This is a genomic window from Polynucleobacter sp. MWH-CaK5, assembly GCF_018687615.1.
GTDB lineage: Bacteria > Pseudomonadota > Gammaproteobacteria > Burkholderiales > Burkholderiaceae > Polynucleobacter.
This window is the reverse complement of record NZ_CP061299.1, coordinates 453830-476178: the sequence shown is the minus strand read 5'-3', so window position 1 is coordinate 476178 and position 22349 is coordinate 453830. Positions and strand designations below refer to the sequence as shown.

General features: G+C 43.6%; 22 protein-coding genes. 11 read left to right on the top strand and 11 right to left on the bottom strand.

Features of this window, described 5'->3' with window-relative positions; all coding sequences use genetic code 11:
* Positions 1 to 9 precede the first annotated feature (9 nt).
* From GQ367_RS02480 to GQ367_RS02470, 3 genes are all read left to right on the top strand, one after another.
* The gene (locus GQ367_RS02480; protein ID WP_215291187.1) at positions 10 to 744 is read left to right on the top strand and encodes a pseudouridine synthase; all 735 of its coding nucleotides are present in this window, start codon (positions 10 to 12) and stop codon (positions 742 to 744) included.
* Between the two features lie 151 nt (positions 745 to 895).
* Positions 896 to 2197: a U32 family peptidase gene (locus GQ367_RS02475; RefSeq protein ID WP_089515402.1), complete on the top strand. Its 1302-nt coding sequence runs from the start codon at positions 896 to 898 to the stop codon at positions 2195 to 2197.
* Between the two features lie 105 nt (positions 2198 to 2302).
* Positions 2303 to 3184 (top strand): transglutaminase family protein, encoded by an 882-nt coding sequence (locus tag GQ367_RS02470; protein WP_215291185.1) that lies wholly within the window; start codon positions 2303 to 2305, stop codon positions 3182 to 3184.
* 29 nt (positions 3185 to 3213) lie between these two features.
* Here GQ367_RS02470 and GQ367_RS02465 read toward each other — a convergent pair whose 3' ends face one another.
* Both GQ367_RS02465 and crcB read right to left on the bottom strand, forming a co-directional pair.
* Positions 3214 to 3513, bottom strand: a complete 300-nt coding sequence (locus tag GQ367_RS02465; RefSeq protein WP_215291183.1) for an antibiotic biosynthesis monooxygenase — start codon at positions 3511 to 3513, stop codon at positions 3214 to 3216.
* Positions 3514 to 3541: 28 nt separating this feature from the next.
* A complete protein-coding gene (gene crcB, locus GQ367_RS02460) occupies positions 3542 to 3919 on the bottom strand; it encodes a fluoride efflux transporter CrcB (RefSeq protein ID WP_215291181.1) in 378 nt (125 codons plus the stop codon).
* A 103-nt stretch (positions 3920 to 4022) separates the two neighbouring features.
* Between crcB and GQ367_RS02455 the strand changes: the two genes are divergently transcribed.
* Positions 4023 to 4574 (top strand): TIGR00730 family Rossman fold protein, encoded by a 552-nt coding sequence (locus tag GQ367_RS02455; protein ID WP_215291179.1) that lies wholly within the window; start codon positions 4023 to 4025, stop codon positions 4572 to 4574.
* A gap of 31 nt (positions 4575 to 4605) precedes the next feature.
* Positions 4606 to 6018: an MBL fold metallo-hydrolase RNA specificity domain-containing protein gene (locus GQ367_RS02450; RefSeq protein ID WP_215291177.1), complete on the top strand. Its 1413-nt coding sequence runs from the start codon at positions 4606 to 4608 to the stop codon at positions 6016 to 6018.
* Here the strand turns inward: GQ367_RS02450 and GQ367_RS02445 are convergent.
* A complete protein-coding gene (locus GQ367_RS02445) occupies positions 6004 to 7251 on the bottom strand; it encodes an aminoacetone oxidase family FAD-binding enzyme (RefSeq protein ID WP_215291175.1) in 1248 nt (415 codons plus the stop codon). The genes GQ367_RS02450 and GQ367_RS02445 overlap by 15 nt on opposite strands.
* Positions 7252 to 7436: 185 nt before the next feature.
* On the opposite strand from GQ367_RS02445, the gene ilvD reads away from it, so the two are divergent.
* On the top strand, positions 7437 to 9122 hold the full coding sequence (ilvD, locus tag GQ367_RS02440) for a dihydroxy-acid dehydratase (RefSeq protein WP_215291857.1): 1686 nt from the start codon (positions 7437 to 7439) through the stop codon (positions 9120 to 9122).
* Positions 9123 to 9228: 106 nt separating this feature from the next.
* On the opposite strand, the gene GQ367_RS02435 is transcribed toward ilvD, so the two are convergent.
* From GQ367_RS02435 to GQ367_RS02415, 5 genes are all read right to left on the bottom strand, one after another.
* Positions 9229 to 9714: a copper chaperone PCu(A)C gene (locus GQ367_RS02435; RefSeq protein ID WP_215291173.1), complete on the bottom strand. Its 486-nt coding sequence runs from the start codon at positions 9712 to 9714 to the stop codon at positions 9229 to 9231.
* Between the two features lie 28 nt (positions 9715 to 9742).
* Entirely contained in the window at positions 9743 to 11701 is a 1959-nt protein-coding gene (locus GQ367_RS02430) for a TonB-dependent copper receptor (protein WP_215291171.1), read from the bottom strand.
* Between the two features lie 49 nt (positions 11702 to 11750).
* Positions 11751 to 12329, bottom strand: a complete 579-nt coding sequence (locus tag GQ367_RS02425) for a Crp/Fnr family transcriptional regulator (protein ID WP_215291170.1) — start codon at positions 12327 to 12329, stop codon at positions 11751 to 11753.
* Positions 12330 to 12412: 83 nt separating this feature from the next.
* A complete protein-coding gene (locus tag GQ367_RS02420; protein WP_215291168.1) occupies positions 12413 to 12799 on the bottom strand; it encodes a DUF2946 domain-containing protein in 387 nt (128 codons plus the stop codon).
* 84 nt (positions 12800 to 12883) lie between these two features.
* Positions 12884 to 13900 carry a substrate-binding domain-containing protein gene (locus tag GQ367_RS02415; RefSeq protein ID WP_215291167.1) on the bottom strand — a complete coding sequence of 339 codons (1017 nt, stop codon included), beginning with the start codon at positions 13898 to 13900 and terminating at the stop codon, positions 12884 to 12886.
* 72 nt (positions 13901 to 13972) lie between these two features.
* Between GQ367_RS02415 and GQ367_RS02410 the strand changes: the two genes are divergently transcribed.
* From GQ367_RS02410 to GQ367_RS02400, 3 genes are all read left to right on the top strand, one after another.
* Positions 13973 to 14791 carry an extracellular solute-binding protein gene (locus GQ367_RS02410; protein WP_215291165.1) on the top strand — a complete coding sequence of 273 codons (819 nt, stop codon included), beginning with the start codon at positions 13973 to 13975 and terminating at the stop codon, positions 14789 to 14791.
* A gap of 95 nt (positions 14792 to 14886) precedes the next feature.
* On the top strand, positions 14887 to 15582 hold the full coding sequence (locus tag GQ367_RS02405; protein WP_215291163.1) for an ABC transporter permease: 696 nt from the start codon (positions 14887 to 14889) through the stop codon (positions 15580 to 15582).
* Complete coding sequence (locus GQ367_RS02400) at positions 15575 to 16273, top strand: metal ABC transporter ATP-binding protein (protein WP_215291161.1); 699 nt, start codon at positions 15575 to 15577, stop codon at positions 16271 to 16273. Before GQ367_RS02405 ends, GQ367_RS02400 begins: the two co-directional genes overlap by 8 nt.
* 96 nt (positions 16274 to 16369) lie before the next feature.
* On the opposite strand, the gene GQ367_RS02395 is transcribed toward GQ367_RS02400, so the two are convergent.
* The 3 genes from GQ367_RS02395 to GQ367_RS02385 all read right to left on the bottom strand — a co-directional run bounded on the left by GQ367_RS02395 (position 16370) and on the right by GQ367_RS02385 (position 18891).
* Positions 16370 to 16954, bottom strand: coding sequence for a DUF3501 family protein (locus tag GQ367_RS02395; RefSeq protein ID WP_251370192.1), 585 nt, complete (start codon positions 16952 to 16954; stop codon positions 16370 to 16372).
* Between the two features lie 34 nt (positions 16955 to 16988).
* Positions 16989 to 18326, bottom strand: a complete 1338-nt coding sequence (locus GQ367_RS02390) for a heterodisulfide reductase-related iron-sulfur binding cluster (RefSeq protein WP_215291157.1) — start codon at positions 18324 to 18326, stop codon at positions 16989 to 16991.
* 136 nt (positions 18327 to 18462) lie between these two features.
* The gene (locus GQ367_RS02385) at positions 18463 to 18891 is read right to left on the bottom strand and encodes a rubrerythrin family protein (RefSeq protein WP_089515387.1); all 429 of its coding nucleotides are present in this window, start codon (positions 18889 to 18891) and stop codon (positions 18463 to 18465) included.
* Positions 18892 to 19089: 198 nt separating this feature from the next.
* Here GQ367_RS02385 and GQ367_RS02380 point away from each other — a divergent pair, with 198 nt between their 5' ends.
* Together GQ367_RS02380 and pepN are read left to right on the top strand one after the other, a co-directional pair.
* On the top strand, positions 19090 to 19668 hold the full coding sequence (locus GQ367_RS02380; protein ID WP_215291156.1) for a TMEM165/GDT1 family protein: 579 nt from the start codon (positions 19090 to 19092) through the stop codon (positions 19666 to 19668).
* Positions 19669 to 19731: 63 nt separating this feature from the next.
* Positions 19732 to 22344: an aminopeptidase N gene (gene pepN / locus GQ367_RS02375; RefSeq protein ID WP_215291155.1), complete on the top strand. Its 2613-nt coding sequence runs from the start codon at positions 19732 to 19734 to the stop codon at positions 22342 to 22344.
* Positions 22345 to 22349: the final 5 nt, after the last annotated feature.

The window sequence follows — 22349 nt, the reverse complement described above, 5'->3', positions numbered from 1 at the left end:
ATCACCCCTGTGGAAAAAGTACGCATTTCAAAACTAATGTCTGAGCAAGGAATTTGCTCAAGACGCGAAGCTGATAACTATATCGAGCAAGGCTTGGTATTGGTGGATGGCGAAGTTGTCAGCGAATTGGGCGCAAGAGCCTTTCCAAATCAAAAAATCGAATTAAAGAAAGCAGCGATTGCACAACAAGCTCGTCGCTACACCATCATTCTCAATAAACCAGTTGGGTATATCTCTCACTTTGATGAAGACAGAGAGTACAAACCTGCTGCTTCTCTGATCACACCAGAAAATCAATTTGTGCATCAGTTGTCAGCCAATCTTCCTGGCAAATTCAATACCCGCGGTCTAGCACCTGCTGGTCGTTTGGACATCGACTCAAGCGGCTTACTGGTGCTCACTCAAGATGGTCGCATTGCAAAACTTTTGATTGGTGAAAACAGCCCAATCGAAAAAGAATATTTGGTACGAGTCGAAGGCACTTTGACTGCAGAAGGTTTACGACTGCTCAATCATGGCTTGAAACTCGATGATGAAGCTTTGAAGCCAGCCAAAGTCAGTTGGCAAAACACCGATCAATTGCGCTTTGTTTTACGTGAAGGCAAAAAACGTCAAATTCGTCGCATGTGCGAATTGGTTGGCTTAAAAGTGATTGGTCTAAAACGCATTCGTATTGGACAAATACCTCTGGGCAATCTCCCTGTTGGCCAATGGCGCCACTTGGGGCCCAATGAGAAATTCTAGATAGCTCAGAGCTATCGATCCAAGCCTTTTATCTTCTTTTTTAAGTATTTTGAGCAGATTGAGCGCTTGTTTTGCTCACAATCTGAAATACCCCTAGGCAAAAGACTGGCTTAACGGGCAAAAAGCCCTGAAAACGCCTAAAATACGCCCTATGAAAACACCTGAACTTTTAGCTCCTGCTGGTAGCCTGACCATGCTCAATACCGCCTTCGACTTCGGTGCGACGGCTGTTTATGCTGGTCAGCCAAGATACTCATTGCGTGTTCGCAATAATGACTTTGGCAACATTGAAGTTTTGCGCGAAGGCATTGAGACAGCTCACGCTCAAGGTAAGAACTTTTACCTGGTTTCAAACATCTTCCCTCATGGCGCAAAAACACGCACCTATGTCAAAGACATGGAGCCTGTGATTGCTCTTAAACCAGATGCATTGATCATGTCAGATCCTGGTTTGATCATGTTGGTCAGAGAAAACTGGCCAGACATGCCAATCCATTTATCAGTTCAAGCGAACACAGTGAATGGTCATGCTGCAAAGTTTTGGCGTTCAGTCGGCGTGAGCCGAGTGATCCTCTCAAGAGAACTGTCTCTTGATGAAATCGAAGCAGTTCGTCAAGATTGCCCAGAAATGGAAGTTGAAGTATTCATTCACGGCGCTTTGTGCATTGCTTACTCTGGTCGTTGCTTATTGTCTGGTTACTTCAACCACCGCGACCCTAACCAAGGCACATGCACCAACTCATGTCGCTGGGACTACAAAGTAGCCAAAGCTGATGAAGATGCGACTGGTGACATCTACCTTCTAGAAGAAGGCAATCGCCCAGGCGAATGGATGCCGATCGAAGAAGACATGCACGGCACATACATTTTGAACTCAAAAGATTTGCGTGCGATTGAACACGTTCAACGCCTCACAGAAATGGGCATTGACTCTTTCAAGATTGAAGGCAGAACCAAATCCCCTTACTACGTGGCAAGAACAGCTCAAGCCTATCGCTCTGCAATTGACGATGCTGTGGCTGGCCGTCCATTTAATCCAGTGTTGATGGGTCACCTAGAAGGTTTGGCCAATCGCGGCTATACCGATGGCTTCTATGTCCGTCACCCAGACAAAGACCAGCAAAATTATTTGCGCGGCTTCTCACTCTCAGGTCGCAGCCTTTATGTTGGCAACGTGATTGATGTTGATAATGAAAAACAATTGGTCAAGATTGAAGTGAAAAACCGCTTCTCTGTTGGCGATAAATTAGAAATCATTCAGCCAAGCGGCAATACCGACTTTGTAATTGAAGAAATTTTCAGTCAAAAAGGTGAGCCGATGCGCGTAGTACCGGGCGCAGGCTATACAGTTTGGGCAAAACTTCCAATGAACAGCAATGGTGCCTTCATTGCGCGTTATGTTGAGCAAGAAAATGCATCTAAGATTGAGCAAATCCCAATCATGGAAGCCTGATCATCAATTGACTGGTATTCTGATAGGGCTTAAAGGGGCTTAACTCTTTTAAGCCCTTTTTTATTAACTGACTGACTTTGGCATAAGACTTGCATTGATAATTGAATGAACATGAAAGTATCTCTAAAGCACGTCACCCATTACCAATACAGCCAGACAGTTCAATTGGGACCCCAATTGATCAAACTGAGACCTGCCCCTCACTGCAGGACACCTATCAGCTCATATCAGTTAAATATCAAGCCATCGACTTACTTCATTAACTGGCAGCAAGATCCTTTTTCCAATCACGTGGCCAGATTGGTGTTTACCGAAAAAACCAATTCATTTGAAATCAATGTTGAATTAACGGCAGACTTACAAACAATCAACCCATTTGATTTTTTTGTTGAACCATCAGCTGAACACCACCCTTTTAAATACGATGCGAACCTGATGGCTGGTCTATCTCCATATTTAGAGACTGAGCCTTCTGGACCATTGCTTCAAGAATTCATCAAAACCATCCCACAAGAAAAAAGACGCACGATTGAATATGTTGTTTACCTCAATCAACTTGTTTTCAATAGGGTGCGCTATATGATTAGGCATGAACCAGGCGTTCAATCGATCGAAGAAACGCTTCAACTAAATTCTGGATCTTGCAGAGACTCTACTTGGTTATTGGTGCAGTTATGCCGCCACATGGGCATTGCTGCACGCTTTGTTTCAGGTTATCTGATTGAGGCGAACGCAGATTGGCACAATTTAAACAGTCCTGCGGAAAGCCAAGAAAATGTTGCGGAGCTTCATGCTTGGTGTGAAGTCTTTATTCCAGGAGCTGGATGGGTTGGCATCGACCCAACTTCTGGCCTACTTGCCACTGAAGGACATATTCCTTTAGCAGCTGCGCCAGACCCAAGTAATGCGATGCCTATTTACGGAGAGTTGGATATGTGTGATGTTCAAATGACACACAAAATCACAACTCTCATTCAGAAAGCCTAAGTCTTCAACTCAATAATTTGAGACAACAATTAAGACTTGTGCGCCAAAGTGAAGTGCTCAACATTTGGTGGGCTCAAGAAAAATGGTCCCACATGACCTCTCCAACGCGTAAACGCTTCTGACTCTCTAAAGTCAACCGTGTGATTTTCAAGGGTAGTCCAGTAAATCATCAAAATATAACGACCTGGCTTTTCAATCCCAGCATTTAATTTGTAGCCACAAAAGCCTTTTGCTGGAGCAATTGCATCAGCAACACCCACTGCCACTGCTTTTTCAAAATCAGCTTTTTTAGCTGGATCGATACTGATATCAACAATTTCTAAAATCATTCTTTTGTCCTTAGAGTTTTTAAAATAATTATTTCAACCATTGGTAACTAGCCATGCCCAAAATGGTCAAAGCTAACGAGCCAAGGAGGTGAAGTGAAACAGTGGCAAATGCACGCACATAGGCGCCTGATTGCAAAATAGCCACCACTTCCGCGCTGAAGGTTGAGAAGGTGGTCAAACCACCTAGAAAACCTGTGATCAAAAACAGTTTCCATTCGGCTGACAATCCTGCATGCGCCTCCAAGAGGCTCATCAAGAAACCAACCAAGTAGGCACCTATCAAGTTAGCCGCCAAAGTACCCAATGGCATGGTTGCCCAAACAGCATTCAAGCCTAAGCCTAACAGCCAGCGCAAAACCGCTCCCAATGAAGCTCCTGCACTGATTGCCAAAATGGATGAAAGCATTTAATACCCTTGAATATTGATTGGCAACATGACCAATACCTAAATCTTACTCTGAGACACCCCTATACTCAAAATGGTGTTCGAAGTAGATTATCCTTGAGGCATGAAGAAAAACATTTGTATATTTTGCGGCTCACGCGACGGCAATAATTTAGACATGATTGCTAAAACTGCAGAAGTCGGTAGAGAACTCAGTTATGCAGGATTTGGCATTGTCTTTGGTGGTGGCCGTTTAGGTCTGATGGGTGCAGTTGCCAAAGCCGCGATTGAAGCCAATGGCTCAGTGATTGGAATCATCCCCAAAGGCCTGACCTCACGAGAACCAATTCAACAACAACTGACTGAATTGCATGTGGTCGATGACATCATCGAAAGAAAACGCATGATGATGGAAAGATCAGATGCTTTTTTAATTTTGCCCGGTGGTCTTGGCACTCTTGATGAGTTATTTGAAGTTTGGACTGGTCTACAAGTTGGAGCTCACAATAAACCAATCATCATTGCCAATTGGGGTAACTATTACGACCAGTTATTGTCTTTCTTAAAGCAGGCAGATGAACATGGGTTTTTGAATGGCGATCATCTCAAAGGCGCTGTAGTGATCAATGACATTGATTCGATCGTAACAACCCTCAAGCAATCATTAGGCAATTGAGCAATTAAGCCAAACAGGCCATAGGAAAAGAATGCACATCAAGTTTTTCGGAGCAGCAGGAGAAGTCACTGGATCTCGCCATTACCTTGAAGGTGAAATCAAGGGCAAAAAGTTTTGCTTCATGATTGATTACGGGATGTTTCAAGGTGGCAGAGATGCTGATGAAAAAAACTTAGAAGCCCTTCCTTTTAATCCAGCAGATCTTGACTTTGTGATTTTGACTCATGCCCACATCGATCACAGCGGTCTACTTCCCCGCTTATGTGCAGAGGGATTCAAAGGCACCATCTATTGCACCAAAGCAACTCAAGCATTATTAAAGATTCTGCTGCTCGACAGTGCGCACATTCAAGAAAGTGATTTTGAGCGAGCCGAAAGAAAACAAAAATTAGGCAAATGGCGCGGTGACTTACCTCAGGTACTGTACAGCGTCAAACAAGCCAACGAATGTCTCGCCCAATTAAAAGCCTATGACTATGGGCAAGTATTTGAGCCCATCGATGGCATTCAAGCTCACTTCAGAAATGCTGGTCATATTTTGGGCTCAGCCATCGCAGTGATTGATGTTGAACAAGAGGATAAAAAGAAACGAGTTGTGGCTTCAGGTGATTTGGGTATGTTTGGTCAGCCTTTGATGCCAGACCCTGATTTAATTGAATCTGCCGATATCCTATTAGTTGAATCAACCTATGGCGATCGCTTGCATCGCACCCTAAATGACACCAAAGATGAGCTGGTATCGGTTATCTCAGAAACCATGAAACATGGTGGCAATATTGTGATGCCTGCCTTTGCCGTGGGTCGCGCCCAAGAAATACTTTTGATGTTGATTGAGCTGGTTCGCCAAAAGCGTTTGCCCCACCTCAACATTTGGCTAGACTCCCCAATGGCCACAGCAGCCACTCATCTCACTGAAAAGTATTTTGATGAACTCGATGAACAAGCTCAAGATACCTTGGAGTGGTTTTCTAAGAATCATCAAGCTGTCGATCTTAAATTTGTGGCGGATGTAGAAGAGTCAAAGGCCTTGAACCGAATCAAAGGTGGCGCCATCATTATTTCTGCCAGCGGCATGTGTGAAGCTGGCAGAGTGGTTCATCACTTGAACTGGAACTTACCGCAAAGTCAAAATGCCATCGTCATCACAGGCTTTCAGGCCATGGGAACCTTAGGAAGACGTTTGGTCGACAAAGTAAATCCTGTGAAAGTGCTTGGCAAAGAAGTGTTTGTTAAAGCCTCTGTACACACCATTGGTGGCTTATCAGCTCACGCTGATCAGGCAGGCTTGTTGAGATGGCTTAAGGGATTTAAATCTGCCCCAGCTAAAGTGTTTGTGATTCATGGTGAATCTCACGCAAGCTCAAATTTTGCAGCAGTGATCAAACAAGAATTACATTGGGAAAATGTGATCATTCCCCAAAAAGGTGATTTATTTCCTTGCTAATGAGTGTGCGCAGACAAAGCCACTGGCCCATGCCCACTGAAAGTTGTGTCCGCCTAAATGACCAGTCACATCCACACACTCTCCGATAAAGTACAAACCAGAATTCTCTTTAGACATCATGGTTTGACCATCTAAGGCTTTTGTATCAACGCCACCCAACATCACTTCGGCCTTTTTCCAGCCCAAGGTGCCCGCAGGTTTGACCGCCCAATTGGTCAACAGGTCTTTTAAAGCTTGACGATCTTTCTTACCAACTTCAGCCCACTTGCGCCCCATCAAATTCTTTTGCTCGGCAAATGCTTTGGCCAAGCGTTGTGGCAACACAGCACCCAAAATGTTTTCAGTGAGTTTCAAACGGTTAACATCATCCTCAAACAGTTCATCAATATCAACATCATTGAACCAGTTGATATGAATGGCTTCTCCCTCATGCCAATAACTACTGCCCTGAAGAATCGCAGGGCCAGAAAGCCCCTTGTGCGTGAGTAATAAATCCTCATCAAATTGGCACGTTCCATAACGCTGAGACTTTGTTCCAGACTTCACCTTCACTGGAACGCTCAAGCCCGATAACTCACTTAAATTAGCAAACTCATCAGAAGTGAAAGACAAAGGAACTAAAGCAGGTCTGACATTGACCACAGGCATATTGAATTGCTTGGCCACATCAAGGGCATAGTCAGTGGCACCGATGGCTGGCACAGGCAGCCCACCAGTCGCCATCACAATAGCCTTGGCTTTCTCAATCCCGGCAGATGTCTCGACTGACCATGGATAGCTTTCTTGAGTTGCACCTTCCTCTTGGTCAATCTTTTTAATGCTAGTCACTGTCACTGGGTTTTTAATGACCACACCACCCTTTTTACATTCTTCAAATAAAAGATCGATGATTTGCTTGGCAGAGACGTCACAAAATAATTGACCCTTGTGCTTTTCATGAAATGGAATGTTGTAGCTCTTGACCAGTTCTATGAAGTCACTTGATTTATATCTGGATAAAGCACTTTTAACAAAATTAGGGTTCATTGAAAGAAAGTTGGCTGGCGAGCTATTCATGTTCGTGAAATTACAACGACCACCACCACTGATCCTGATTTTTTCACCCAAAACTTCAGCATGGTCCAAAACCAGGACTTTCTGCCCTAATTGACCAGCCACGCCTGCACAAAATAAACCAGCCGCACCACCACCAATAACAATGGCATCCCAATTATTCGCTTGCTCGACTGACATTCATTTCTTTCTGCTTTTATGGCTAATCTTGATTAATACACTCAACTTTACCCTGTATTTTGAAGGCTTTATCCCTTTAACGTGAGTTCGGTCTGGAAAAAAGGCAAAATAGCGGTTTACACACAAAATTGCTAAAAATTAGCCCTTGGAGATACTGTATGTCAGAGCAAAAAAAGCCTAAGCGCATGAATGAGCGCTCAAGAATGATCACTGAAGGTGTTGCACGTGCGCCCAACCGTTCTATGTATTACGCAATGGGCTACAAAGATTCTGATTTTGATAACAAGCCTATGATTGGCGTGGCCAATGGTCACTCAACCATCACTCCATGTAATAGTGGTTTACAACGCATCGCTGATGCTGCTGTAGCAGCTATTGAAGCTGGTGGCGGCAACTCTCAAATTTTTGGTACACCAACCATCTCTGATGGCATGGGCATGGGTACAGAGGGTATGAAGTACTCATTGGTATCTCGCGAGGTGATTGCTGACTCAATCGAAACTTGCGTGAACGGCCTTTGGCAAGATGGCGTTGTTGTGGTCGGTGGTTGCGACAAGAATATGCCAGGCGGCATGATGGCGATGGCCCGCACCAATGTACCAAGTATTTATGTGTATGGCGGCACCATCAAAGCCGGCCACTACAAAGGCAAAGAATTAAACATCGTTTCAGCATTTGAAGCCGTGGGCGAATTCACAGCCGGTCGTTTAAATGAAGAAGATTTCAAAGGCGTTGAGCAAAACGCTTGCCCAGGTAGCGGCTCATGCGGCGGTATGTACACAGCCAACACCATGAGCTCTTCTTTTGAAGCTTTGGGTATGAGCTTGCCATACTCATCAACCATGTCAAACGTGGATCAAGAAAAAGTGGACAGTGCTGCTGAATCTGCACGCGTACTGATTGAAGCCATCAGAAATGATCTAAAGCCACGTGACATCATCACGAAAAAATCAATTGAAAACGCTGTGAGCGTGATCATGGCCGTTGGTGGCTCAACAAACGCTGTATTGCACTTCTTAGCGATTGCCAGTGCAGCTGAAGTGGATTGGACGATTGATGACTTTGAGCGTGTGCGTCGCCGCGTTCCAGTGATCGCTGATATGAAACCATCTGGTAAGTATTTGGCTACTGATTTGCACCAAGCTGGTGGCATTCCACAAATCATGAAGATTTTGTTGGATGGCGGTTTGTTGCATGGTGACTGCATGACAATTACTGGCAAAACGATTGCTGAGACATTGAAAGATGTTCCTTCAGTACCTCGCGCTGACCAAGACGTGATCAAGACTTTGGCTAATCCGATTTACGCTCAAGGTCACCTTGCTATTCTTAAAGGCAATATCTCTCCTGAAGGTTGCGTGGCGAAGATCACTGGTCTTAAGAACCCAAGCATCACTGGCCCAGCAAGAGTGTTTGATTCAGAAGATGACGCTATGACAGCCATCATGGCCAACAAGATTGTGGCTGGCGATGTGATGGTAATTCGTTACGAAGGTCCTAAAGGTGGTCCTGGTATGCGCGAAATGCTAGCCCCTACCTCAGCCCTAGTGGGTCAAGGTTTGGGTGAGTCAGTTGGCCTTATCACCGACGGTCGCTTCTCAGGCGGCACTTGGGGCATGGTGGTTGGTCACGTTGCTCCTGAAGCTTACGTGGGCGGCACAATTGCTCTGATTCAAGAAGGTGACTCAATCACGATCGATGCGCACACACAATTGATTCAATTAAATGTGAGCGATGAAGAGATTGCTAAACGTCGCGCTGCTTGGAAGCAACCTAAGCCACGCTACACACGCGGTGTTTTAGCCAAGTACGCACGCCTTGCCAGCTCTGCAAGTAAAGGTGCTGTGACTGATAGAAACTTAGAAGACTAATTAATAGTTCATCTAATAGTTAAATTAAGTTAGATTAATATCAATTAACTTAAGAAATAAAAAAGCCGCATTCAGACGAATGCGGCTTTTTTCTTGTGCTGCTGAATTAGTGATGCTTTGAGTGATCATGTCCTGGTTCGCCATGCGCTGGGAAACCACCGACTTTAAACTTAACCTCAACCTCTCCTGCTTTTTCAAACTTGAGTTTGACAGGTACAGACAGACCAGGCTTCAACTGGCTCTTTAGATCAATGAACATCAAATGCAAACCACCTGGTTTCAATTCAACTGTGCCATTTGCAGGAATGTCAATGGCTTTGACTTCACGCATTTTCATGACGTTGCCATCCATGCTCATGGTGTGTAGTTCCATGCTCTTAGAGGCAGGAGAAGATGCTGACAACAACTTATCAGCGCCACCCTTGTTTTCAATCTTCAAGAAACCACCGCTCATTTTTTGAGCAGGCACAGTTGCTCTTGCCTGAGGGTTCTCAATCTTCAAGTTACCCACTTTGACTTCGTTACCACTTGCGAATACTGATGTTGCAATAAAGGCTGTTGCAACGAATACAGAACTAAGTACTTTTTTCATTTACTTCTCCTAAGTTGTAAATATTTTATCAATCAAGTGCAATTGTTGCTTTTAACCAAGCTGTTCGACCAGGTTCGTTGACACGAGTATTAGGAACATACCCCATACCTGTTACGCCACTTACTGTACCGGTTCTGCTGATAAATTCAGCATAGGTTTTATCAAACAAGTTATCAATACCTGCTGATAAAGTGGTTCGCTTATCACGTTTATATGTTGTATTTAGAGAAAATACGCCAAAACCACCCGTTTTACCGATGTCGTAACCTGCAATACCGCCGTTGTTTGCATCGTATTTATCTTTGGCCGCAACCAATCTTAAAACACCGCCGTGAGTATATTTACCATCCTCATAGTTGAGAGAAATTCTCCCTTCTAATGGAGCAACTTGAGCAAGAGTGGTATTAGAAGTGTCGTTTTTTCCATGTGTATAAGCTACGCTGGTACCAAGCTTCCACTTAGGCATCACATATTGAATTACAGATAATTCACCGCCGTAAGTTGTAGCATCTACGTTACTTACCCCAGTTGCCGAGTTATTGCTATACGCAACCATCACATAGTCTTTAATTTTGTTGTAGAACAATGAAGCGGACATCAAACTAGAGTCAGTTTTTTGAATTACCCCAAAATCTAATTGATTAGTTTTTTCAGTATTCAGCGTTAAAAATTGCTGACCTGAAGAATTAGAAATTAATTCCCAATAATCAGGCATTCTCTCTGAACGACCGAGGCCAACATATCCTTTAGCGTTAGGGATTGAGCTCAATGCGCTCTCATATCGAGCAAAGCCACTAGCTAAACTATCTGATCTTGAAGCACCCTTAGTGGAACTATTCGTCTGATTATCATAGGCCCTCCAATGCTCCAAACGAACGCCGCCAATGACCGAATCCTTATCAGAAAGTTTCTTAGTTATTTCCCCAAAAACCGCATGACTTTCTAATTCAGCATCGTCTGAAAACACTGGTAAACCAGTCATACCGTTATTTGAATGAGTTGAAATTGAATAATCAGCACCCAATTGAGCCTTTAGAGTATCAGCCAAATTAAGTACGGATGAAACTCTTGCAGCATTGGTGTTGTGGCGGACGGTCATTGCTACACCACTCATAAAACCATCTCTTTGCATCGTGTGATCCACATAGTTATCAGAAATTTGAAAATCTATCTTTTCAATCAAATTTGAAACATTTTTAATCTCAGATTTAAAAGTAATGTTTTCTCTTAAAAACTCTTTTCCATCCACTGTTCTATCAGCATAATCCGCATAACCATTGCTTCTTAAAGCTGTTAGTTCAAAACGCTTATTGTCATCAGGCGTTAATCCCAAAGTTGTAGATGCACTGTAACGTGAGTATTGAGAATGTACTTTATTGCCATTACCGTCTTTGTAATCTTGTGAATGTGAATTTGACCCAGAAAAATTTATAAAATATCCTTTATCGCCTGCTGTTGCATCAACTACTTCATCATGACGCCCAAAGCTTCCTACCAATCCCGAGGCATGAACATCGTAACCAGGTTTGCTATAAGTTTTTGGCTCTTTCTCAAAACGAATAGTCGCTGCCGAACCATGCCCTGGATACAAAACTGTCTGAGGACCCTTCACAACTGTTACCTTGTCATACACCTCTGGGAATATATAAGCGGTTGGGGCATCCATACGCGCACTACAACCGCCAAAAATATTTTGGTCATCCACCAAAATATTGACGCGTGAACCGCCCATACCCCTGAAACTTAACTCTCCATCCGTACCAGCTTTACGCATAACGCTAAAACCAGGCACTGATTTAAAAAAGTCAGCGCCATCATGTGCTGGTAAAGGTTGACGAGGAACTTTAGGATCCATTTCGACTGTTACAGGAGTTGTCATGGGCGATGCGGTTACGACTACATCATTTAATACAGATTCTGTTGAAAAAGCATTGGTCATCATCATGGATGCAACCATTGCGATTGGAGTTAATTTAACGAACTTCATAGCTTTCCTTATGTAAAAAATTATTTATTGCGGCGATCCCTAACAATCATCAAGCAGCCATGGCCACAAAAGATTGATTAGAGAAAGTGAATTGATTTCTGACATTGCCTCTCACGCCTTGAACAGGCACAAGAACGCCCTGCTTTCTGAGGCTTGCAATGCAACGACACACGGTCTCAATAGTTAAATCAGTGATGTCGGCAGTTTCTTTTAAAGGCGGTAAAGCGATATTGCTTGAAGTGCCTGCTTGACCTTTGTAACTGACCAATTGAATGAATTTCATGATTCTTTCCATGGCCAAGCCGCAACGCAAAGAAACAACATCAGACTGACGCAAACTTGATTTAATCAGTTGCTCTGCCAATGCTTCTGCCAATGAGTCTGTTGGCTGCTGCCAAACTGTTAATTCGCAATCAGTCAGCGCATATGCCTGAAATGCGTAAGGTTTGCGAAGCAATACCTCGGCACCCACCAAATCATCGGCGATAGCCAAATTTGCTAAAACTGATTTATGACTCTTATGGGCATGATCCAAACGAATCGTGCCTGATGTCACTTGATATGCAGGTCCCAGCTGACCTGATGAGTAGATTAAATCTCCCGCCTTAAAACGTATGGTTTTTTCCATGATGAACTCGCATTGAATCTGTTTTGAATGCACGTGCGCATTCCAATACCGAGCAACTAAAAATTAGTTGCCGACCTTAAGAATCAAACGAGTGGGGGAGGTGCTCTGGAGGGCAGCGCAACCCAAGCAAATAAAGGCTTAGGTGACTGATAGAAAAGCTGAGGATAAATATTACTGTTCACAGGCTTTGCAAATGAAAGCTCGTGATTTAATGGAAGTGCGAAGTTGCCATGAACCACACACAAAGGGCAATGGCCATTTGCCTGAGTTGATTCATCGGCATTACTGGCATCACTGACGTCAATAACCTGTGTCATTTGGATGCCTGTGGTAGTACACACCTCAATAGATATGCCCTGGCCACTTTGAGCTAGTGACACAGCTTGAGAAATCGTAGGCGCCACAGAGCTCATCAGAATCGCAAAGACTGCGATCCAATGTGACAAGTGGCGTTTAAATGAATTTCCCATAAGCGAAGATTTTATATGATTTATTAAAAATCTTAAAAATTGATATTTATCAATTTTTGCAACTACTTATTTACCACTTACTCACTACTTATTCTTTTGCCTGAGCTTCACAGATTGATACCCAGCCTTTTCCTCGGCTGCCGAACGTATTTTTCGGATGAGCTCACTCACCGCACTGCGCTTAATCAAGCTGGGTGACATGGCCAAGAAATAAGTCTCATCGCCCAAGGGAATAAAGCTCAACCCATACTCAATAGCAACACTTTTAAGTCCTACCCCCACATCCGCAGTGCCAGCCAAAATAGCCGTTGCAATGGCGCTGTGAGTGAACTCTTCACGCTGATACCCTTTGATTTTTTGTGCCGGAAGGCCCTGGGCATCCAAGAGCTTATCTAGCATTAATCGGGTACCTGCACCTCGTTGACGATTGATAAAACGAATCTCAGGTCGTGCCAGATCCTTTAATTGTTTGATACCCAGAGGATTACCTTTAGCAACGATCAATCCTTGACTGCGCCTCATGACTGGGTATGCCTGAATGCCTTCAGAGGATAAGCGCTTGCGAACCGCAGAAATGCTGTCATCGTCTGGCACATGAAAACCAGCCAAATCAGCATCACCTGATAATAATCTCTCAAGAGCTTGGCCTGAACCCATGGTTCGCAGTTCAAAAGCATTAATTCCTTGAGCAGAGTCTTCAAGGATGGGGTCATTACTTGCACAAAGTAACCATTTCTTATGGTCATCATTGTTTAAATTCTCCAGGTGAAGCTGCAATCTTTTTTCTTGCTCTTTACTCACCCCAGAAAATTCTTTTTCCACCTCATCGACAATAGACAATAGAGTTTTGGCAGCTTCGGTCAAAGTTGAGCCATGCCCTTTAACACTCATCAAAAGACGGCAATCCAACTCCTTCTCCGCTGCTTTTAGACGATTCCAAAGGGTTCTATAAGACATCTCCATGATTTCAGCAGCTGACTGCAAAGAGCGCCCATCTTGAACGCCTCTTAGCAATCCAGCGACCCAGCTCAAATCGACTGGTTCAGTATGAACTTTATGTTTTTTATGAATAAAAACACTGGGCTTAATCTTAATTTGCATATGAAACTAATTACATATTGATATTGTTTAAATGATTGTTGATGATATAGCCATATTAATAAAGGAGACAAGATGAATCGACGTAATATTTTAAAAATGAGCGCTTTAGCTGTATTGGCTTTTTCCACTATTGGGATGAGCCATGCTCAAAAGAGCATTGTGGTGTCATCAACGACATCAACAGAGCAATCAGGTCTTTTTAAGCATCTACTTCCTGTCTTTGAGAAAAAAACAGGCATTCAAGTCAAGGTAGTTGCTGTAGGCACCGGCCAAGCATTGGACATTGGCCGTCGCGGTGACGCAGACGTGGTTTTTGTGCACGACAAAGTAGCTGAAGAGAAGTTTGTCGCTGAAGGTTTTGCTGAAAAACGCATTGAAGTCATGTACAACGATTTTGTTTTGATTGGCCCTAAAGCTGACCCAGCAAAGACCAAAGGCAAGGATATCCAAGCCGCTCTTCAAAAAATTTCAAGCGCTAAATCCACCTTTATCTCTCGTGGCGACAAGAGTGGCACCCATGCTGCAGAACTTCGCTATTGGAAAGGTGCTGGTGTAACGGTTTCAGCGACAGAGTCTTGGTATAAAGAAACTGGCTCAGGCATGGGTCCAGCTTTAAACACAGCCTCAGGCATGAATGGTTACATTCTTTCAGATCGTGCCACTTGGCTCACATTTAAAAATAGAGGCGACTTGGCCATTGTTGTTGAAGGCGACCCAAAGCTTTTTAATCAATATGGTGTGATGTTGGTTAACCCAAGCAAACATCCTCACGTTAAAAAGGCTGAGGGCCAGGCATTTATTGACTGGATCATCTCTAGCGAAGGACAACAAACCATCGCCAGCTATAAGGTTGAAGGCCAACAAAGCTTTTTTCCTAACGCCAAAAAATAAGGTTTATTAGCAGCTCTTAATAAACTTCATCTGACATAGTCATATCTTTCGACCTCGTTTCAACACGAGGTCGAAAAAACCATTAAGCTATCGCCATGTTATCGGCCTTCCATGATGCTTTTTCCCTCTTAGAAACACTCGATTCCAATTTATTAGAAATTGTGATTGTTTCTTTGCACGTCAGCGTCACAGCTCTTGTGATTGGCTGCGTTTTAGGTATGCCTCTTGGCGCCCTCGTTGCAATACAAAATTTTCCAGGTCGGCAAATTGTCATCGTCATCTTAAATAGCCTCATGGGCGTGCCCACTGTCATTGTGGGTGTTGCTATTTACTTACTTCTTTCTAGAACTGGCCCATTGGGTGATTTAAATTGGCTCTTTAGCCCCAAAGGCATGATCTTGGCCCAGTCTGTTTTGACCACTCCACTGATTGCTGCCCTCACCCGCCAAATCATTGAGGATGGCTGGCGAATTCATGGTGAAACCATGTCAGCCTTGCGACTCCCTATCGCTGCAAAGCTTAAATGGTTGGTCTGGGACTGTCGCTTCTCTTTGTCTATTGCTCTGCTTGCTGGTTTCGCTAGAGCAATTTCTGAAGTTGGTGCTGTGATGATCGTGGGCGGCAATATTGATCGCGTGACACGCACCATGACCACTGCAATCGCATTAGAAACCAGCAAAGGTGATTTACCCCTTGCTCTTGCCTTAGGCATGGTTCTATTGGGAATAGTGCTGTTCGCGAATTTATTGACCTCCGTCATCAAATCTTTTGCTGAGCGCCGCTATGGATAAAGACTTGATGATTGACTTAAAAGATATTGTGATTCATCGTGATGAACGCAAGATTCTCTCTATTTCAGCCAAAATTCCAAGACAAGGCATCACAGCAGTGATCGGCCCCAATGGTTCGGGCAAAACAACCCTGCTAAAACTTTTACATGGCGCAATAGAAGCAGATTCAGGCATTTATCAACCTGGCTGGGTAGAGCTTCAGTCAGCTTTGGTACTGCATCACACGCCCCTTATTAAGGCCAGCGTCAGAACCAATATGGCGATTGTTAAAGACAGTCTTGGCAAACACAAAATCACCGAAAGTGATATTGATGAAGCATTGGCTTTGGTAGGACTCACGCATCTTAAAAACCAATCTGCTTTAAAGCTTTCAGCTGGCGAGAGACAACGCTTGAGTTTGGCCAGAGCCAAGTGTCAACGCCCTAAGATGATTCTTTTGGATGAACCAACCGCCAATTTGGACCCGAGCACAACCGAACAGGTAGAGGCCATCATTCAGCAAATGGCAGATGATGGATGCGGCGTCATCTTCACATCACATCATCTAGGACAAGTTCAAGCTCTTGCGAATCAAGTTATTTTCTTAAATCAAGGCGAATGCCTTGAAGCCTGCAATACAGAAGACTTTTTTAAAAACCCACAAACAGAGCAAGCCAAAAAGTTCATTGCTAGAGAACTGGGTTGGAAATAGGCTGGAAACAATGATCCCAGCACCAATAAAAAATGCCGCATCAGCGGCATTTTTTTATCTCACTAACTATCTGGCCTTTAAAGCCAAACACGTTCCTTAAACTAAATCTTCAATCAATGAAGCCAAAGTCTCAGGAGGCAAAGATTCAACATGAGCTGGGTATTCCTTGTGATCACAACCCACCTTCAATTGAGCGCCAGCCTTCAAAGACTTGATCATGTCTTGAGTTAATTCAAGTCTTAAGAAATGAACAGATGAAGTTTTATCAGCTGTTGTACGATCCAAATCTTCGTTGGCGATTGCATAAACACGAGGCTGACCTTCTACCTCAACGAACACACGGTGCTCGATACCAATCAATTTAGCCAAAGCAACCTTGCGATCAGCCTCATTCACGTACTCTAGCTTCATGGTCACTTTAAAATTAGTGCCGTCAGGAACCAAGGCATTGTATGTTTCCATCTCATCTTGAATACCTTCATCTTCGAAGATTTTCTCAACGCGAAGCATTTCTTGAATTTGGTATTGCATCAAATACTTGTTCTCAAAAATCATATTGAGATGCTCACCCAAAATCACTGTTCTCTTTTTACGCTCAGCAATTGCCTTAAGACGCATTTCAGGGCGTGCTTTGTAATACGCTTCTAGCGATAGCAAATCTTCACGCTTGATCTTACCCATTGTCATCTCCATCTAACTACTCCTAACGATTCAATTAAAGGCCGTATGCCTTAGCTAAAAGAGAAATTGGATGAGCCATTTGTGACTTCTTCATCCCGCCCTCTTCCATACCTTGTTCAATGTGGTGTCCAGCTAACTGACAGTCTGAGCTGATGAAATCTGGCTCAGTGCTTGCCATGTTTTTAAATACTGGCTTACCAATCTTCATAGCAGTCTTGTGGAACTCTTTCTTCACACCCCAAGTACCAGCATGACCTGAGCAACGCTCAACCACATTCACTTCTGTACCAGGAATCATTTGAAGAGTTTCTAGTGTTTTCTTACCCACGTTTTGTACACGCAAGTGGCACGGTACGTGGTAACTCACTTTACCCAACTCAACTTTGAAATCATTCTTCAATAAACCATCTTTGTTACGTGCCACTAGGTACTCAAACGGATCCCACATGGCTTCCTTGACCAACTGAACGTCAGCTTCATCAGGGAACATCAAAGGCAACTCTTGTTTGAACATCAATGTGCATGATGGGATTGGAGTCACAATTGCATATCCCTCTTTTGCCAATTTAGCCAATTGTGGAATATTGATGTCTTTGTTTTTAGCAACAGACTCTAGGTCACCCATCTCTAACTTTGGCATACCGCAACAAGCTTCTTTTTCAACCAACTTGTAAGGGATTTCGTTGTGAGCCAACAACTTCAACAAATCTTGGCCAATGCCTGGTTCGTTGTAATTGATAAAGCATGTTGAATACACAGCAACCTTACCAGGTGTTTTCTCACCAGCTTTTACTGGCCATGCTGCAGACTCTTTAGCCACTTGCTTGAATGTTTGTGGAGCATATTCAGGAATCCATGCATCCTTATCAACACCCAATGTTGTTTCCATCACAGAGCGCATCACTTTTGTACTATTCACTGCATTAACAGCTTTAGTCACAATTGGAATACCAGCGAAGCTGCCCATCTTGTCAGTTGATGACAATAGGTTGTCACGGAAAGTTGTTTCACCCTTCTTGTGTTTGATTGCTTTTGCACGCAACATCAAGTGTGGGAAATCAAGATTCCAAACGTGTGGCGGTGTGTATGGGCACTTGGTCATGTAGCAAAGGTCGCACAAGTAGCACTGATCAACTACTTTGTCGTAATCTTTCTTATCAACACCATGAACTTCACCATCTTCAGTGGCATCGACCAAATCAAATAATGTTGGGAATGAACCGCACAAGCTCACGCAGCGACGGCAGCCGTGGCAAATATCAAATACGCGCTCTAATTCAGTGTTTAGAGATTCTTCATTGTAAAAATCAGGGTTTTTCCAATCAAGGGCGTGTCTTGTTGGGGCTTCTAAGTTACCTTCTCTCTGACTCATACTATTCACCTTCTATATTTTTAATTTTGTGTGCTTACTTGTTAATTTAATTTTTTTACTTCACTTAAGACTCTTTATGAGATTCCCGAGATTTGCATCCCAGGAATCCTTAAAAAGCCTTTAGTACATCAGCGAATTACGCGCCTAATGTATCCAAAGCCTTCTGGTAACGGTTAGCGTGTGAACGCTCAGCCTTTGCCAAAGTTTCGAACCAATCAGCGATCTCGTCGAATCCTTCGTCACGGGCTGTCTTAGCCATACCAGGGTACATATCTGTGTACTCGTGTGTTTCACCATGAACAGCAGCTTCTAGAGCTTCTTTTGGTGTACGGCCTGGAAGACCTGTACCTGGCTCGCCTGCACCGCCTTCGATCAAGAATTCCATATGACCGTGGGCGTGACCAGTTTCACCTTCAGCTGTTGAACGGAACAATGCTGCTGTGTCGTTCTCACCAGCGATATCGCACATGTTCGCGAAATACAAGTAACGGCGGTTAGCCATTGACTCACCAGCAAAAGCTTCTTTTAAGCTCTGTTCTGTTTTACTACCTTTTAATGTTGGCATTTTTTACTCCTATCGATAGATTTAAATACTAAGTCGGTTACGATAGCTATATGGCTTTGGTCATCCAAATACACACAGCAATCTAACTAGACAGACGTAGTTTATGTCTAAAACAACTCGATAGTTAAATTGTATTTATTAATTTTTCTAATAGTTTTTAACTAAAATAGAATTAATCGACTAACCTATTGTTTTTAAATGGATTTAAATTACTTTTTCTTGGCAACCAGTATTGTTGCCCTTGCCGAAATTGGCGATAAAACCCAGCTTTTATCCCTCATGTTGTCTGCCAGATACAAAGATCATCACTGGGCCATCATTTGGGGCATCTTCATTGCCACCCTCCTCAATCATGCTTTAGCCGCATTTTTGGGCAGCGCCATCTCTGCATGGATTAGCCCAGAAGTCATGAAATGGATTCTGGGCGGTGGTTTTATCGCCCTAGGTTTGTGGCTTTTAATCCCAGACAAGCTAGATGGTGATGAAGAAGCTCCTCCAACCAGCAGCTCTTGGAAAGTCTTTACGATCACCACTTCACTATTTTTTATTGCTGAAATGGGCGATAAAACCCAAGTTGCCACAGTGGCCTTAGGTGCACGCTATGATGATTTGCTAGCCGTGGTGATGGGCACGACCGTTGGCATGATGCTCGCGAATGCGCCTGCCGTGTGGCTGGGTAAAAAATTCACGAAAGCTCTACCGATCAAATGGGTGCATGGCATTGCCGCAGTCATCTTCATCGGTATTGGCGTGATCACATTATTTGTGAAGTTTTAATCAACAAAAATAACAATTGAATTGCTTTAACTATTTAACCAAAGATTATTTGAGAGACATTGAATGGCCCGCACAGAAAACCCCATCACCTTTCTAAGAAGCGAATACAAGGCACCGGCTTTTACTATTCAAACCGTCGACTTAGATATTGCCTTGAACCCATCCAAGACCATGGTGGTGAATCGAATGATGATTCAACGAGCAGCAGGCAACTCCGATCAGTCCTTGGTGCTTCATGGCGAAGAGCAAGAACTCATCAGCGTGAGGGTTAATGGTGAAATTATTCGTGGCTATGAATTAACGCCCCACACATTGACTATTCACAACCTACCTGATCAATTTGAATTAAGTATCACCAGCGCCAACATTCCTGAGAAAAATACATCTCTGATGGGGCTGTATGTTTCTAATGGCAACTTCTTCACACAATGTGAGGCTGAAGGTTTTAGAAAAATCACTTACTTCCTAGATAGACCAGACGTCATGGCCACTTACCAAGTGACCTTGCGTGCCATCAAAAAAGATTTTCCTGTTTTGTTATCCAATGGCAATCTGATTAAAGAAGAGGAACTGCCTAATGGTTGGCACAGCGCAATTTGGCAAGATCCATTTCCAAAACCATCTTATTTATTTGCATTGGTGGCTGGCAAATTAGAAGCCATTGAACGCACCATCAAAAGCCAATCTGGCAAAGAGAAGCTCTTACAAGTCTGGGTAGAAGCAAAGGATCTAGATAAAACTGAACACGCGATGGATTCATTGATTGCATCGATCAAATGGGACGAGCAACGCTTTGGCCTTGAACTAGACCTTGATCGATTCATGATTGTGGCGGTTGGCGACTTCAATATGGGAGCCATGGAAAACAAGGGCTTGAATATTTTCAACACAAAATTCGTTCTTGCCAATCCAGAAACTGCCAGTGATGTTGACTACAGCAACATTGAAAGCGTTGTGGCACACGAATACTTCCATAACTGGACTGGCAACCGCGTTACTTGCAGAGATTGGTTTCAGCTCTCACTCAAAGAGGGTTTGACTGTCTTCAGAGATCAAGAATTCTCAGCCGATCAAATGGGCAGTGCTTCTGGCAAAGCAGTCAAGCGCATTGAAGATGTGCGCTTACTTCGTCAAGTGCAATTCCCAGAAGACGCTGGTCCGATGGCCCATCCGATCAGACCGGATAGCTATCAAGAAATCAACAACTTCTACACAGTCACTGTGTATGAAAAAGGTGCTGAAATCATCCGCATGCAACAAACCCTCTTGGGGCGCGATGGTTTTCGCAAAGGGATGGACTTGTATTTCAAACGTCATGATGGCCAAGCGGTCACTTGTGATGATTTTGTTTCCGCCATGTCAGATGCTAATCAAAAGGATTTGACCCAATTCAAGCGCTGGTACAGCCAAGCTGGAACACCTCGGGTAAAAGTTGAAGAGAGCTTTGTAGGCAATACCTACCAAGTCAAACTCACGCAATCTTGTCCAGCCACTCCAGGGCAAGATACAAAAGATCCGTTTCACATTCCATTGCTCTACAAAATACTTGGAGCTGAATCATCCTCAGATTCAAGCAAAGCATCGAAAGAGCAATTATTTGAACTCACTCAAACATCTCAAACCATCACAGTCGAAGGATTGAAAGAAAAACCCACCCTATCGATCAATAGAAACTTTTCAGCACCGATTGTGTTGGACTTTGAGCAATCAGAATCCGATCTCTTAACGCTTCTACGCCAAGATGATGATGCGTTTAACCGCTGGGAAGCTGCACAAAAGCTATTCATGAGAAGTATTCTGAATGGTGAAACCCTCACATCAGAGTTACTCACCACCCTAAAAGAAATTCTCTTAGATGATCAGTTGGATCCTGCATTCAAAGATCTGATATTCACACTGCCAGCTGAGAGTTACTTGTATGAACAAGTCAAGGTCATTGATCCACAGGCCATTCATCAATCACGCCGCAAATTACGCCATCAACTGGCCCATCATTTGCAAGAGGCTTGGCTATGGGCTTACGAGCACCATCAAACACCTGGGAAATTCAATCCAGATGCGATGAGTGCGGGCAAACGCTCACTTAAAAATCTAGCACTTCACATGCTCTCAGAATCTGGTCATGCCAGTGCAGGCGATTTTGCTCTCAAGCAATATGAAACTGCCAACAATATGACGGAAAGATATGGCGCATTGGCAGTGATGGTTAACTTTGCATCAAGCCATGCCGCCAAGTGCTTGCAACATTTCCACCAAACATTCCAATCAGATGCCTTGGTCATTGATAAATGGTTTGCCTTACAAGCAACAAGGCAATCAGATTTAAGCAATCCTCAGTCAGCACTGAAAGATGTGATGGCTTTGCGTCAACATCCAGATTTCAGCCTTAAAAACCCAAATCGAGTCAGAAGCTTGATTCATGCCTTCTGCATGAATAATCCGGGAGCCTTCCATCAGCCTGAAGCGGCAAGCTATGAGTTTTGGGCCAAGCACGTGATTGAACTCAACCAAATCAACCCTCAAGTGGCCGCAAGATTGGCCAGGGGGCTTGATCGTTGGAAACAATTTGCCCCGAATTATCAAGTTCACATGAAATCAGCACTAGAATTGATAGCTAAGCAAGATAACTTGTCCTCAGACGTGGCTGAAGTCATTGAAAAGGCACTCAATAGTTAATCAGG